Source organism: Microcoleus pseudofavosus SVA1_A4, assembly GCF_036700565.1.
GTDB lineage: Bacteria > Cyanobacteriota > Cyanobacteriia > Cyanobacteriales > Microcoleaceae > Microcoleus.
The window spans coordinates 54,593-69,331 of the sequence record NZ_JAUBPE010000035.1; the positions used below are offsets into that span (position 1 = coordinate 54,593).

Consider the following 14,739-nt stretch of genomic DNA (forward strand, 5'->3'; position numbering starts at 1 on the left):
TTCAGTTATTCCTCACCCTCAAGGAATTGTCTAGCCACCCGTCCCCAATCAACACGAGCATCCTGTGCCTTATTGCGTCGGGGTCCATCTGGTTGCTCATCCTCATACCGCGCCCAAGCCATCAATAACAATTTCAAACCTTCGAGAGAATTTGTTAGACGAGAGCGAAGTGTTTCAGGATCTACACCTTCTACCTCTTCTTCTAACACTTCAACAAGATTTTTATAGGCAGGATGGTTAGCGTTCAAAAATATCATAATTGCACCTCCTCCCCTCTCAACAGAAAAAAAAGCAGCCGTTTCTATATCTGCTTTTTTAAAAGTGTACTTCAAGCCATCAGAAACGGTTTTTGCCGCCAATTCTTCTGCTTCAGATGGCAGAATACCTCTATCTATTAATTTGGTTTCAATAATTTCCTTTCGCTCCTCCAAAGGCAGTGACTCATCCTTATCGCTTTGCCCTTGGTGTCCCTCTTTCTTCCGTTCCTCTGTCACCTCAGTTGCAACTTTCTCCGCCAAAGATCCTTGATGCCGCTTTTGTCCGCTGCGTGACTCTGGCATTTGTGCCTCCATCAAATTTCGGATAGATTTTATTGTTTTATCTATCTTCAGAGCAATGTCTATTAATGGCCCTCTAGGGTCTTCATCTTCGATTAGTTCTTCTTTGAGCTTAGTAATTGTTTTTCCATCTTTTAGCAAAGATTCGATATCTAGGCTGGCCATATCTGAGAAGTTACGGGCAGATTGCTTATTGTTTGTGACCCCGAACAAGTCGTCAAGTGCCGGGGGAAATTCGATCTCAACCCCCCACCATCGCTCTGTAGATCTCTTCAGTGACCAAGACTGGTCTAGTTCCAATTCACGCATTGCACGAACCACTGAAACGCCAACATTTTTCGCAGCGTGCTTTCCATGCGGAAGATTACCAGGATTCTTTCCTGGGCGGGCTTCTTCTTTCGCATAAGAAAAGCGAATTTTTACCTCCTGTTTGTGGCCACGAAACTCAATGGTAAAGGTGGCTTCATAGCTATCTTCTCCATCCCCCCAATGTCGAAACATTGGCGTGTTGTCGAATGGCTCAGGGCAAGAAGTCTCTGCCATGAGATAACCAGGATCGTTCGGCTGTGCAAACTTTTCTACCATGATTTTGGTAGGTTCATTAATATCAAAAGTTGCCATACGAATGACTACTTCTTGAGTATCTAAGAATTTTCGATACATTCGTCCAATCACGAACTCTGAATTTTCGATGATTGTTTTACCAGTCTTCCACATACAGCGATCGATATCTGACCAGACTACTAATGTTCCTGTCCTCCCAAAACCTGTTGTGACTTTTTCCCAAATCACAGGTATCTTGCGCTTCTCAGGTTCGGGAACTTCAGTAAGCTGCTTGTTTTTGATTTCATTCAAATCGAGGTATGTGTAAATTGCATTTTCTACACCACTCTGCCAAGTCCAAACATCCACCCGTTTACACTGGGAAATTGAAGAGCATGGCAACCCCATACCAAAGCGCCCCATTCCTGTATGTTTGTCTTCTGCTAGATAGGTTCCGTTGCCGAACTGTAAAGCCATTCGCAAAACAGTGGAATCCATGCCGCTTCCATTATCTAAAACAGCGATTTGATGAATGCGCGAGCTACGTCGCTGTAGCTGAATTTCTTTCTCAGCACAGAGAACTTCTACCTCAGTAGCTTTCGCTTGAATGGAATTATCTATGAGTTCGGCTAGTGCATAGGCTGCGTTTTTATAACCGTTATCACGCATTGCCTGAACAACTAAATGTACCGGAACGATATCATGTTGTTTCGTCATTTTAATCTCCAAATGTCTTCCCAATTGTTAAAAGCATCGGCAACACTGCCAAAGCCTGGTAAATCTGTGTCCACTACAGTAACAATCTCAGCTTGTTCATTGCCACCTGCTTTAAGTCCGCGAATAGCACGTCCCACCATCTGGCTGTATAAAACAAGCGACTTGGTGGGACGAGCAATCACGGCGGCACTGGTTCGCGGGGCATCAAATCCTGTTGTAAGAACGCCATAATTACAGATAATCTTAGTTTCTGGATGGTCATCTTTAAACCTTGCAATGATTCGCTCTCTTTCTGAAGCAGGAGTTTTGGCAGTTACAGCGGATGCTTGCCAATTTCTAGCTTTCAGCACAGCGGCTAGAAGTTTTGAGTGTTCTACAGATATGGCAAACACCAAAATACGCTTGTGATTTTTAGCTAAGTTTTCAATTTCCCAAATAATGCGGAGATTGCGCTGTTCGTTTTCAGCTAGGCGAGTCAGGATATTTTTGGGTAACTCTAACTCTTCTTCAATACGCTTCAAGTCGTTATTAGATAAATTCAATCCACTCTGGTGTAGCAAAGGTCGGTATTGTACTCGTGCCAAGTATTGCTCTGACACTAGGTAATCTACTGGATTATCGTATCCAGGAACCTCCAAAGTAACCTTGCACTGTGCAAAGAATTCCGCTAATTCTTTGTCCGCACTAATGTCTGCCCAAGTGCGGCCTGGTGTAGCTGTTAACCCAAGCAGTGCTGTGTGTTCGTATGGTAAAACGAGAGAATCGAGGACTAGCTTGTAAGTTTCTGCAATTGCTTGATGGGCTTCATCAATAATGACAAGAGAGGAACGATAACCTAATTTGTTAATAAATTGGATGCTACGTTTAGCACGACTGTAAAGCTTGGAAAGACCTGCAACTACTATGCCATCCCGGACCTGATCAAGATCGAGTTCGTGGTTTCCCCAGAAACGATAGATGGATAAATCTCGATCGCCCAAGTATTTCCAGGCGCGTTGAAACTCGGCGGCGGCTTGTTCGCAAAGTTCTTCACTGTATGCCAACCAGACGACTAAAGTAGGCTCTTGCGATCGCAGGCGATCGGCGATAATGTGCATTGCCGTGCGTGTCTTTCCCGATCCAGTGGGCATATGAAGCAGAACACGCCGGGGTTCTTTTTGGAGGAACTGTTTGACTTTGCCTGCTGCACTACGCTGATGAGCAAACAAAGCGTATTGAGGTGCAGCCAGATCCGATGAGGGTGTTTCTTCAGATTCCTCAGTTGATGGCACAACCAATTCAAAAAAGTCGAAAAGGGCACGTTCGCGTTCTGAGCCGCGACGTATTTTGACTTCTTTCAGCGCTTGAAAGACATCTTCATTGTCTGAAGCTGACAAAATTGTAGCAAGAATTTCAGCTTGTTTGGGTCGTAATAATTCAAATAGGATAGTGCGACTGTCTTTTGATAAAAGCAGGCTTTCACGAGAGTAAATACTCACCAAGACTTCACGCAGATTAGTGGGAGTTGCTAGGCGACTATCTAAAAGCTTCACTAAACTGAAAGCTGAACTGCCAAATAGAGTCTCTAGCGTTTCTTCACTTGCTCGTGACAGTATATCATCAAAATTCAAAGGATGCACCCCTCGTATATATAATAATCGTCATAGCTAACAAGCTAAGCAGGGCAGCTCATCATCTTCGCTGCCAAGTAAGTTCTCTAGCTAACTTTATTGATTTGCGATCGCCCCAATCAACTTATCGATCTCCGCCTCAGTGGTAAAATAGTGAACGCAAGCCCGCACGCAATCAGGATTAAGAATTGTCCGCACCATAATTCCCTGCTTTTCCAACAAATCGACGAGCTGTTTGTGCGGCATCCCATTAGTCAATCGAAACGAAACTAAACCCGCTTCCGGTGCAGATGTCCGCAAACATTTTACATGATCGAGTTCCGACAAACGTTCCCAGAGATATTTACTTAAACGACAAATTTCTGCATACCTTTGCTCGATCTTACCCCATGTGTGTTGGAGGGCGATCGCACTCCGCAAACCCGCATACAAAGGATAAGCCGAAGTCGCAATTTCATAGCGCTGCGATCCAGACTTCCAGCCAAGGACTTTAGCATTAGCATCCGTCACAATTCCCCGCCAACCGATAAACACCGGATGCAAATCTGCCAAAGCTTCCGCACTCACATAAAGCCCCCCCAAACCTTCCGGGCCGCACCACCATTTGTGACCCGTAAAAGCATAAAAGTCAACCCCAGACTCAATCAAATCCAAAGGTAAAACCCCCACAGATTGAGCCGCATCAACTAACACTTTCACTTTGTTATTATTCACAGATAAACCCTCTTGTCCCCCACCTTGGCAAGGGGGGGTTAGGGGGGGTTCATGACATACTTTCACAATCTCAGCCAGAGGCAAAACTTGGCCAGTATTCCACAAAATGTGACTGATAACCAACAAGCGAGTATTTGGCCGCAAACTATCAGCAATCACCGCCACCGCATCGCCCTCATTCAAAGTAGCCGCCAACGGACAAAACGAAACCTCAATGTTGAAACGGCGCTGAAGTTCCATTACACTAGCTACAATGCCGGGGTGTTCGCAATCAGAAAGCAGCAAATGGTCGCCCGCTTTCCAGTCAATGCCCCACAGCGCAATATTGCAGCCGACGGTGACATCTTCAGTCAGGGCGATGGTTTCAGGAGGTACGGTCAACTCAGATGCGATCGCACGTCGCGTCAGCATCGCCTCCTGAACCACCCAAGCCCCCACCTCCCCCGAAAACGGCCCCCCAAGCTGCACCCGTTTGTAAGCCTGATAAATCGCGTCTAAAGCAGGCTCAGGCAGCGGCCCTTGTCCGCCGTAGTTAAAATAAGCTTTATTGGCCAAAGCTGGGAATTGTTGCCGGTGATTGTCCTTTGTCATTTTTTTTGGGAAATTATTGATAGCGTTAATATTGAATAACTAATGCTGTGAATTTTATACCTTTTGCCTGATACTCTATGCCTTGCAAATACTAAATGTTAATAACTGACAAACTGCTACTTTCCTATCAGCGATGCCATCTCCGAGCATTTTTAGATACCTGCGGAGACTGGAAACAACTAGATCCCCCCAGCGACTTTTTGCTGAAACTGATGCGCGACAGCGCGACATACCAGCAGCAAGCTTTGGAACACGAGACTTACCAACAACCATACTATCCTAGAGGGGATTGGGAAGCCGGCGCGGCCGCTACATTGAGTTTAATGCAGCAAGGGGTCGATCGCATTTACCGAGGAGTTCTGATCCAGGGCGAATTCGCCCAAACCAACGGCGCAACAAATTCTCTGGTAGGAATTGACAGTCAATATTTCCCAGAATTTGGCGAAATCCCTGAAACTCCCGTTCATCTTTCATCCTCCAACCTTCACTCTTCAAACATTACCCTGATCGGCCGCCCCCATTTATTAATCAAACAGCCGGGACAATCAAAATTTGGCGATTGGAGTTATATTACTGCGGATATTTGGCTTAGCAAGCGACCAAAACAAGAGTATCAAATTATCGCAGCTTTTCACGCCCAAGTTTTAGCTTCCGTACAGGAAACAATGCCCGATACTGCGTGGCTGATGCTGCGAAAAAAAGGGCTGTGGCAGGTGAATCTAGACCAGCGAACTCCTCAGATGTTCGAGATTTTAGACAACTGCATTCAAATGATAGAAAATCTGGATAAACCAGAGGTGTTTATTTCTCGGCAAAAGTGCAATCTTTGCGGTTGGTATACTATCTGTCACGCCGAAGCAGAATCTATTAAACATCTTTCCTTATTGCCGGGAGTTACTGCCAGCCGCTATGCTAGACTAAAAACTCTCGAAATTACTGATGTAGAAGCTCTCGCTAATGTTAGTTCCGAAGTGCTAGCTGAGTATCCAGAATTCCCCGACAGAGTTGCTTTTGATGTCGTACAGCAAGCTCGATCGCACTTGCTAAATCAACCGCTGTTGCGGGAAGAAGGAAGTTCGGCAACGAGCAATGTACGGGATGTAACGGATAGAAGTTCGGCAACGAGCAATGTACGGGATTTAACAAATTTAACGGATGTAGGTGTGAAGAAAGAAGGAATAAGGGAAGAGGCAGAAGTTAATCAATTTATCACCATACCAGAAGTTGCCGAGAAGAGTTTAGCAACAGTTAATCTTGTTGTGGGAAACACCACAGAAAATAAACCTGCGACATCTTCTATACCTGCGCCAATTCTCCGCAAGAAACCAATTCCCTATTCCCAATCTGTCTTTTTGCCGATCGCCCCAATCGAACTCTACTTTGACATTGAAGCGGAACCAGAGTTAAACTTAGATTACCTCCACGGAGTCTTAGTTGTTGACAGGTACAACAATACGGAAAAATTCCACGGTTTTTTAGCAGAATCAGCAGCAGAGGAAGGTGCAATCTGGCAGCAATTTTTAGAATTAATGTGGGCTTATCCCATTGCTCCGATTTTCCACTTTTGCGACTACGAAGTCAAGACTTTTAAGCGACTGGCTAAACTTTACAATACTCCAGCTTATTTGTGGAAACCAGTGCTGAAACGGTTTGTAGATATTCACAAACAAGTGACGCAAAAGGCGATTATGCCGGTGGAAAGTTACGCACTCAAACCAATTGCCCGCTGGCTGGGTTTTGATTGGCGAGATGCTAAGGCTAATGGTGCTCAGTGCGTCTGCTGGTACGACGATTGGCTCAAAACTGGCGATCGATCGCTCTTGGAGGCGATCGTCCGCTACAATGAGGACGACTGTCGTGCTACTTATGTAGTTAAAGATTGGTTGACCAATTTTTTGCTGAATCATGAGCCGTGATTTTTAGATTTAACGAACAGCGAAGACACGAATGGCGAGAAGGAAGAAAGGGAAAAAGTAGATAGGTAATCATGTATTTATTGGTAAAATGCGAAAGCTAGCAAAAGCAACTATATTTATTGTCTGTTTTTTGATGGCAGCAACTGTTGCTATTTGGGTAAACCAGTCAGCCAAATCTTTCGCCGTTACCAAAATAGATTTTATTGGCAGAGCAATATTTCCTACAGGTTCTCCGTTTATGGATACGGAAATTGGCGGACTTTCTGGTATTACTTATGATGCCGAAAAACAAGTTTATTATGCCATTTCTGATGACCGCAGCAGCAAGGCTCCGGCGCGTTTCTATACTGTCAAAATCAACTTGCAATCTGGTAAACTGGAAAAAGAGCAAATTGCTTTTACTGGTGTCACTACTTTATTAGATGAAAACGGCAAAAGTTTTCCTGAATTAAGTTTAGATCCGGAAGGGATAGTTTTTACTGGCAAGAGCGTGTTTGTTTCTTCTGAGGGAGATGTCGATCGCCAAATAAATCCTTTTATCAAAGAGTTCTCCCTTGATGGTAAACTCCTGAAAACGCTGGCAATTCCTGAACTATTTTTGCCGGATGACAAGGGCAGTAAAGGCATCCGCAACAATCTATCATTTGAAAGTTTAACTTTAACAGCCGATCGCAAATACCTATTCACCGCTACCGAAAACGCCTTGGTTCAAGATGGCGCTGTAGCTTCCCTGGAAACCGGGAGTCCGTGCCGGATTTTGCGCTACGATGCGGTGAGCGGCAATCCAGAAGCTTCGTTCCTCTACATCACCGAACCGCTACCCGCTGGCGCGAATCCTGTGGGAAAATTAACTAGCAACGGTTTAGTGGATTTGTTGGCGATCGACGATAACCGCTTGCTGAGTTTAGAGCGTGCTTTCTCCCTGGAAACCGGAGTTACTGTTAAACTATTTGAGATTTCCTTGGAAAAGAGCGATCGTATTGAAGGACTCGAAAGCCTCAAAAGCCGTCTCAGCGAGGTTTCTCCCGCTCAAAAACGCCTGCTGCTGGATTTGGAAACGCTGAAAATTCCCCTAGACAACATTGAGGGGTTGACATTTGGGCCCGCCCTGGCGGATGCTAGCAGAGGTCTGATTTTGGTGAGCGACAACAACTTCAGTCCCCTGCAAGAGACTCAAATTTTGGGCTTCCAAATAAAAGTTCAAAAAACCTCTTGACAAAAGGTGAAGTTATAGGCATAATAGAAATTGTGCCTGAAAAAACGGTAAAACGAGGGACAGTAGTTCAATTGGTTAGAGCACCGCCCTGTCACGGCGGAAGTTGCGGGTTCGAGCCCCGTCTGTCCCGTTCAAAATAGAAAATGTTCAGATTGCTGAAAAATAACCGCTGGTACTGAGTTTTCACAGTACCAGCGTTTGTTTCACAAAGCCTAGATCAACATCAGAAGGTAAACAGCAGGCTGTCTGCTACGTTGCCTTTAATGTGCAAGTCTACCTGTTAATTTAATTGTCAAGGAAAATTTCTTCTCGATGACGGCGGAGAAAGTTAGGATTAGGTTGAAATTTTTCAGGTAAACGTATTTGCTTCCCGTGATAGGCAACAAAGTTATGCTCTAATACATCTTCCGGCAAAAAACTTTCAAGATATGAACTAAGAACCAGTCGATAATCTTCATCAAATGTAATCATTCCCCCATCAAAAGCTGCATCCTGAGTACGAGCAAGGCACAAACCATTATGAGGATCGAGTCGATGTTCTGGGTAATCGCCCCAAGGTAGTATATGGCTCGCGATCAAAAGTTGTGGAATTGGATTACCAGTAATACAGCAACGGCTGTTGTAGTTAGCGAGAATAGTTTGGCGAAAAAAACTTTGTCCGATTCGTGCTTTTACACTAGCTTCTACTTCTGTCTCGCCAGTTGGCTGACTTTTAGGTATTTTGATTTCCCTGACATTTTGAGATTTTGGTTGTCGGGGTAGCTGATACTCTTCAGGTATTTCATTATCAAATAGTTCTTGTAATAGTTCTTCGCTTTTAACTCCTAGTTCTTCCCAATTTGTATAAAACTCTTGCCAAATGCCACGATCCGCTTTACTTGCACCGCGAAGACCTTGAATGCCACGGGCTTGCAGTACAGGATCGAATGAAGCTAAATTACCAAGCTTCATTGATAGGCTGCTTGGTGTTCTTCCCAGCTTTTGAGCTACTTCAATAATAATTGGCGTGCGACTATCTAGCTGTCCAAATGGTAGCTTGCAGTATAAATTCATTGCGATAATGAGTTCATCTCGTGTCCAACCCTTTCTTAAAACCATTTATTACTACTTCAGCTACTTAATGGCGATCGCCTGTGCTAAAAGAGGCGGCACAGAATTCCCAACTAACTCCAACATCCTAGTCATAGGTGCGTCAAATACAAAGTGCTCTGGGAAAGTTTGCTAATATTATAGCCTGGACAATTGCAATTTATTTTATGCAATCCTTTTTCCAAATCTCCTATCAAAGTAGGGAATATCCCGTGCTTGCGGAGATGATTAACATTTTCAATTACCAAAAATAGCGGTTTGTAATATTCTACAAAGCGGCTGAACTGTTCGTATAAAAAAAATCTAATATCGCTTTCTATCTGTTTGCCCAAAGACCTCATTTTGCCTTTACCCACTAATGAAAATACTTGACAAGGCGGTCCACCAATTAAAATATCAACTTCTCCCGGCTGGATATCTAGTTGACTCAAGTTAATCAGAGATTCTATCGGTTGGGCATCAAGCTTAAGCTTGCAGTTAGGGAAGTTGCTATGATGGGTTCTGATGGCATGGGGATTTTTATCAATACCTCCTAGAATCTCACAGCCGGCATTTTGAAAACCTAAACTCATCCCACCTGCACCGCAGAAGAGATCGAGTACAGTAGGAGCTTTGGTTGTGGGGTTACTTGGCTTAGGCATTCGATGGAGAAAGTGTTTTAGGTAAACTAACTACTACGCGGTACAGTTTACCCGAAAAGGCTGGCAAAAAACTCCTGCTTGCAGTTACGATCGACTGCCAGCAGCGCTCAAAGGTGTTGGATAATAAACGGGCGCGCTATCTGATAAGTCAAAACTAGAACGATGGGCACGAGGATCGGAATAGCAACTAGCAATCCCCATTTGCCAAACTTAATTTTTTGACCGTCCGATTTGAAGAGGACAATCACAGCGACAATTCCCATCAGTACCCAGAGACCGCCGAAGCCAATGAAAACTGTATAACCTGCATCTTGCATTTTTTTTCCCGCTTTTAATAGTAGTCCATCTTTAATGTTAATTCACTCTGTTTCTGCTGACATCTTCTGATATCAATTCCGGCTGCGCCGGAATGATATAGAGGACACGGCAGTGCCGTTTCCCTACCGTGATTTATTGTAGGGACTAAGGCCAAGCCGTGTCCTAATATCGGGTAATATTAATTCCGATGCAACCGGAATTGATATGATAGGTCGATCGCACTTACTAAAAATTTACCAAATATTACTCATTTCGAGTTTGGCCGGCAGCGGCCCTGAGTTTCGCACTCGATCCGCTGAGTTCGATCGCTCATAATTGTTGCTAAATCCGGCCTTCCCGTCAGCTTCAGCCGCCAGTCTGCCCAAATTCCGTACAGCCAATTGGCGATCGCCCCGATCGCTGGTAACTTAGTCACAGCATAAACCCATCCCATACCTAAAATATCGTAGGTGCGGCGAAAAACCTCTACATTTTTAATTGCCGTACCGTCGGGTAATATCGCGTGAATCCGGCCCATCGCCGTTTCGTAGTCGATTCCGCCGTGGGCCTCCGGGTTGTAGCCATCGTCCGCGATATCCACAAACGACACTAAACCTCGCCCCGCGTCGCGTTTTTTCAAGAAATTAACCTCCCGCACGCACAGAGGACATTCACCGTCGTACAGCAACTCAATCTGCCAAGCAGCCGCAACAGACTCCGCTGAGGGCGCAACAGATTCGGAAAACTCAGTTTTAGCAGCAGACATAGGGAAATATATTTTAATGTCGTCGATCGCACACAAACATTTTACAAGGATCAATAGTTATCAGGTGCGCCTTGGGTACCCCCTACGGCAGTTATTTGGGCTGCGAAAAATAGTCCCAAAGGTGAATCCAGTCTTGGCCGCCCGCAATGCTAATATCATCAAGATGCCGTCTGCTGCCTTGCCGGAGACTTTCGCCCGATCGCCCGCCCGCTTTCGCGCTTCGAAGGAAAGCCCTCGAAGAGGATCGCGTATTATCAAACAATTCGAGGCAAAGCACCTGCCAAGCACAAATTTTAAGTCGGCAACAAAATATAATAAAATTTAAAGTCTTAAACATCAGCTATTCCTCCAACCAGCAAATCGCCCCCAATCTAAAAGTAAAAATCTACATGAATGTCAGAGTCCGTCTAGCCCCCAGTCCCACCGGAAACCTACACATCGGTACCGCCAGAACCGCCGTATTTAACTGGCTGTTTGCCCGCAACCAAGGCGGCACATTCATCCTGCGGGTAGAAGACACAGACGTAGAACGTTCTAAAAGCGAATACACCGATAACATCCTTGAAGGACTGACATGGCTGGGTATGAACTGGGACGAAGGCCCTAGTTTTCAGTCGCAGCGTCTGGAAACCTACCGCCAAACAGTCCAAAGCCTGCTAGACAAAGGACTCGCTTACCGCTGCTACACCACGCCTGCAGAACTCGACCAGATGCGGGAAGAACAAAAAGCCAACAAACAGGCCCCCCGCTACGATAACCGCCACCGCAACCTGACTCCCGAACAGCGAGAAGCTTTTGAAGCCGAAGGGCGGCAAGCTGTGATTCGGTTTATCATTGAGGACGATCGCACGATCGCTTGGAACGACACGGTACGCGACACCGTAACCTGGAAAGGTAGCGACCTCGGCGGCGATATGGTAATTGCCCGGGCATCGGGCGGCGGCCTCATCGGTCAACCCCTCTACAACCTCGCCGTAGTCGCAGATGATATCGACATGGGCATCACCCACGTCATCCGCGGCGAAGATCACATCGGCAATACTCCGAAACAAATTTTGCTCTACGAAGCTTTGGGCGCGACAATCCCAGAATTTGCCCACACGCCGCTGATTTTAAACACGCTAGGGCAAAAGCTTTCTAAACGCGACGGCGTAACCTCGATTTCTGACTTCAAAGATATGGGTTACGTCCCCGAAGCTCTAGTTAATTACATGACTTTGCTGGGCTGGACTTCCCAGGATTCAACGCAAGAAATATTTACATTGTCGGAAGCTGCCGCAGTATTTAGCCTTGAGCGAGTCAATAAAGCCGGTGCAAAATTTGATTGGGATAAACTCAATTGGCTTAACAGTCAATACCTGCACAAAATGCCAGTGCCGCAATTGACTGATTTGCTGATACCTTATTGGCAGAAAGCCGGTTATGAATTTGACAGGTCAGCCGATCGCCCCTGGCTCGAACAAATAGCTGCTTTAATCGGCCCGAGTCTCGTTCGCTTAACCGATGCTGTGGATATGTGCAAGTTGTTCTTCTCCACCACGGTGGAATACGAAGAAGAAGCACTCGCACAGTTGCAGCAAACAGGGGCTGCACGGGCTTTAGAAGCAGTTGTAGAAGCTCTGGAAAGTCATTCGGCCCTGACATCAGCGGAAGCTCAGAAAATCACTAAAAAGCTCAGTAAAGAGAAAAATCTGAACAAAGGGCTAATTATGCGATCGCTCAGAGCTGCTCTGACAGGTGCAATGCACGGCCCCGACCTGATAGAATCTTGGGTAATCCTTCACCAGCGGGGAACGGCTAAAACCCGCTTGCTTGATGCCATTAGCAACTTGAATTTGCCTGCTGTTGGTGTCGCGGCAGAAACTCCTACCCCAGAAGAACCCAAAGCCGAAATTCCAGCCGAAACTCCCGTAGAGCAGCCAGCAGTGGAGGTTTCAAAAGTCGAAACACCGACTCTTGAAACAATCGAAACCCCGGTTGTTGAACCATCAGCAGCAGAGGTTTCAGAAGTCGAAAAACTTGCGCTCGAAACAGTCGAAACGCCGACTGTCGAACCAGCAGTGGAAGTTACAGCAGTCGAAATACCGACTTCAGAAACAGGCGAAGTGTCGGCTCTTGAACCAACCGACGGGGAGGTTGCAGCAGTCGAAATACCGGCTCTTGAAACAGTCGCAGCAGCAGTTGAAATACCTGCCGCCAACCAGCAAAAAACTATTGCGAGTGGAGAAATGACTTCATCAAACGAACCAGAAACAACCGTTATCATCACCGAAATTCCTGCCGGAAATGAAGCAGACAGTTCGATCGGTACAACAAAAGTCATCATTACCGACGAACCGCCAAGTCAGGCCCAGCAGATCAAAGAACAAATAATCTCAATTTTGTCCGAGTTTCCCGCTTACATCGGCAGCTTTTACGAGCAGTACAAAAGTCCCCTGACAGTTGTAGGTTTAATTTTAGCCTCGATTGTCTCTTTGAAAGTGCTTTTGGGAATAGTAGACGAACTCAACGACATTCCCCTGCTAGCACCCACATTCGAGCTAATTGGTATCGGATACGCCGGGTGGTTTGTCTACCGCTATTTGCTGCGATCGTCCAACCGGCAACAGTTAGGTCAAGAAATTCAAGCCTTGAAAGAACAAATTTTTGGCAAAAAGTCCTAAATTTTTGCTGGTAATTTGTTGAATTTGTACCCGACACTGACAATTTTAAATCTGTTTTCAGTGTCGGGTTTTTCAATGATTAATGACTAATGACCGATCGCTGATGATACCAAATTCCCGTTAAAACTCCTTTATAAGACTCGGCGATTGATATCAAATCCGGTAGCATCGGAATTATGAGCGCGCTCACGTCGTCTCGCTCGCTCTTGGAGACGCTCGCACTGCTAAGCTGATACGCAGCTATACCGTATAATATAAATATAAATTAAGGGATAATTAGTTGTAATATATGCCAGCTCAAAACCATCTATCTCAAAATCAAAAACAGAGACTCATTAAACTACTAAAAGAGTCTGATGATAATTACATGAGGGAAAAAGTTCTAATTTTATTGCTAATTAATGACGGAAAAACTTATCGAGAAATTAGTGAATTTATGGAAATTGCTTACACAACAGTTGCTTATTGGTCAGTTCATGGCGATCCGGATAATTTGGATAGTTTTTTAGATAAAAGAAGCCCAGGAAATTTTCGCAAAGTCACTCCAGAGTATGAACAAATATTGATAGATACAATCGATAAAGCTCCGGAAGAATATGGATATGAATTTGGGAGATGGACGGCAGCCAGATTAGCAACATATTTAGAAAAAGTCACAGGAATTAAATTGAGTGGTTCCCAAATATCCCGGATACTACATAAAAAAAAATACGTTTACATTTGGGCTAAATATAGCTTAGAAGACAAACAAAATCCCCTTGAAAGAGAAGTATTTAAACAGAAGCTATCGGAGTATTTAAGAATAACTAAACAAACGCCAGAGCTTTTACAGGTATGGTAAAGGGCGTGAGAGTGGATTCAGTTTACGAGTGATAAGAAGAAAAAATTGGGGTAAAAAAGGCAGTCGAAAAAAAATCACAGGTCAAAGGAAAAGAGGCAGAGTAAATATCATGGGTGGGTTGAGATATCATGACAAAAAAAGGTTAAATTTTGTGATAAAAAGAGGAGACTCGAATACATTTTATGAGCAAATTAATGCCTTAAATGATTCGATAGTTCAAGAATGGAGAGAACTGGGCAATCAAACTGAAAACTTTGCCGAATCTGGAATGAAGATTGTAATCATTTTAGACAATGCTAGTTTTCATAAAAAGAAAGATATTTTGAGCCAAATATCAGCCGAAATGCCTCATATTATTTTAGAATTTTTGCCACCTTACAGCCCTGATTATAATTTGATTGAATTGGTCTGGCATTCAGCGAAAGAATATATAGCACATCGACTGTTTAAGTCAGTAGAAGAATTGTCAGAATTACTACATAGATTATTAAATGAAGGAGAAATGGTTATTAAATGGGATCGAAAAATCAAAAATAAAGGCAATGCTATTTTATCCGGTTTAGCTGCGTAGCAGCTTA

At 44.6% G+C, this 14,739-nt stretch carries 11 protein-coding genes, 1 tRNA gene and 2 pseudogenes; 6 read left to right on the forward strand and 8 right to left on the reverse strand.

The genetic code is table 11. From position 1 onward, the window contains the following. Window positions 1–5: 5 nt before the first annotated feature. From QUA02_RS16790 to QUA02_RS16800, 3 genes are all read right to left on the reverse strand, one after another. Window positions 6–1,817 (reverse strand): ATP-binding protein, encoded by a 1,812-nt coding sequence (locus QUA02_RS16790; RefSeq protein WP_333029319.1) that lies wholly within the window; start codon window positions 1,815–1,817, stop codon window positions 6–8. Then, entirely contained in the window at window positions 1,814–3,427 is a 1,614-nt protein-coding gene (locus tag QUA02_RS16795) for a DEAD/DEAH box helicase (protein WP_333029320.1), read from the reverse strand. The genes QUA02_RS16790 and QUA02_RS16795 overlap by 4 nt, the downstream gene beginning before the upstream one ends. A gap of 96 nt (window positions 3,428–3,523) precedes the next feature. Next, window positions 3,524–4,732: an aminotransferase class V-fold PLP-dependent enzyme gene (locus QUA02_RS16800; protein WP_333029321.1), complete on the reverse strand. Its 1,209-nt coding sequence runs from the start codon at window positions 4,730–4,732 to the stop codon at window positions 3,524–3,526. A 95-nt stretch (window positions 4,733–4,827) separates the two neighbouring features. Here QUA02_RS16800 and QUA02_RS16805 point away from each other — a divergent pair, with 95 nt between their 5' ends. The 3 genes from QUA02_RS16805 (at window position 4,828) to QUA02_RS16815 (ending at window position 7,994) form a co-directional block, all read left to right on the forward strand. Beyond that, complete coding sequence (locus QUA02_RS16805) at window positions 4,828–6,648, forward strand: TM0106 family RecB-like putative nuclease (RefSeq protein WP_333029322.1); 1,821 nt, start codon at window positions 4,828–4,830, stop codon at window positions 6,646–6,648. An 88-nt stretch (window positions 6,649–6,736) separates the two neighbouring features. Beyond that, window positions 6,737–7,864 carry an esterase-like activity of phytase family protein gene (locus QUA02_RS16810; RefSeq protein ID WP_333029323.1) on the forward strand — a complete coding sequence of 376 codons (1,128 nt, stop codon included), beginning with the start codon at window positions 6,737–6,739 and terminating at the stop codon, window positions 7,862–7,864. 56 nt (window positions 7,865–7,920) lie between these two features. Next, window positions 7,921–7,994, forward strand: a tRNA-Asp gene (locus QUA02_RS16815). 155 nt (window positions 7,995–8,149) lie between these two features. On the opposite strand, the gene QUA02_RS16820 is transcribed toward QUA02_RS16815, so the two are convergent. The 5 genes from QUA02_RS16820 to QUA02_RS16835 all read right to left on the reverse strand — a co-directional run bounded on the left by QUA02_RS16820 (window position 8,150) and on the right by QUA02_RS16835 (window position 10,657). Beyond that, a complete protein-coding gene (locus QUA02_RS16820) occupies window positions 8,150–8,962 on the reverse strand; it encodes an HNH endonuclease (RefSeq protein WP_333029324.1) in 813 nt (270 codons plus the stop codon). A 15-nt stretch (window positions 8,963–8,977) separates the two neighbouring features. Then, the gene (locus QUA02_RS33655; RefSeq protein WP_445305180.1) at window positions 8,978–9,049 is read right to left on the reverse strand and encodes a hypothetical protein; all 72 of its coding nucleotides are present in this window, start codon (window positions 9,047–9,049) and stop codon (window positions 8,978–8,980) included. Further along, window positions 9,046–9,594 (reverse strand): DNA cytosine methyltransferase, encoded by a 549-nt coding sequence (locus QUA02_RS16825; RefSeq protein ID WP_333029325.1) that lies wholly within the window; start codon window positions 9,592–9,594, stop codon window positions 9,046–9,048. Before QUA02_RS16825 ends, QUA02_RS33655 begins: the two co-directional genes overlap by 4 nt. A 107-nt stretch (window positions 9,595–9,701) precedes the next feature. Next, window positions 9,702–9,911 (reverse strand): hypothetical protein, encoded by a 210-nt coding sequence (locus tag QUA02_RS16830; RefSeq protein ID WP_333029326.1) that lies wholly within the window; start codon window positions 9,909–9,911, stop codon window positions 9,702–9,704. Window positions 9,912–10,159: 248 nt separating this feature from the next. After that, complete coding sequence (locus QUA02_RS16835; RefSeq protein ID WP_333029327.1) at window positions 10,160–10,657, reverse strand: thiol-disulfide oxidoreductase DCC family protein; 498 nt, start codon at window positions 10,655–10,657, stop codon at window positions 10,160–10,162. Window positions 10,658–11,046: 389 nt separating this feature from the next. Between QUA02_RS16835 and gltX the strand changes: the two are divergent. The 3 genes and pseudogenes from gltX to QUA02_RS16850 all read left to right on the forward strand — a co-directional run. Then, window positions 11,047–12,468: pseudogene (gene gltX / locus QUA02_RS16840) on the forward strand (glutamate--tRNA ligase); the annotation flags it as partial. A 417-nt stretch (window positions 12,469–12,885) separates the two neighbouring features. Continuing rightward, the gene (locus tag QUA02_RS16845; RefSeq protein ID WP_333029331.1) at window positions 12,886–13,320 is read left to right on the forward strand and encodes a CAAD domain-containing protein; all 435 of its coding nucleotides are present in this window, start codon (window positions 12,886–12,888) and stop codon (window positions 13,318–13,320) included. A gap of 289 nt (window positions 13,321–13,609) precedes the next feature. After that, window positions 13,610–14,732 (forward strand): annotated as a pseudogene (locus tag QUA02_RS16850) (IS630 family transposase). Window positions 14,733–14,739 lie beyond the last annotated feature (7 nt).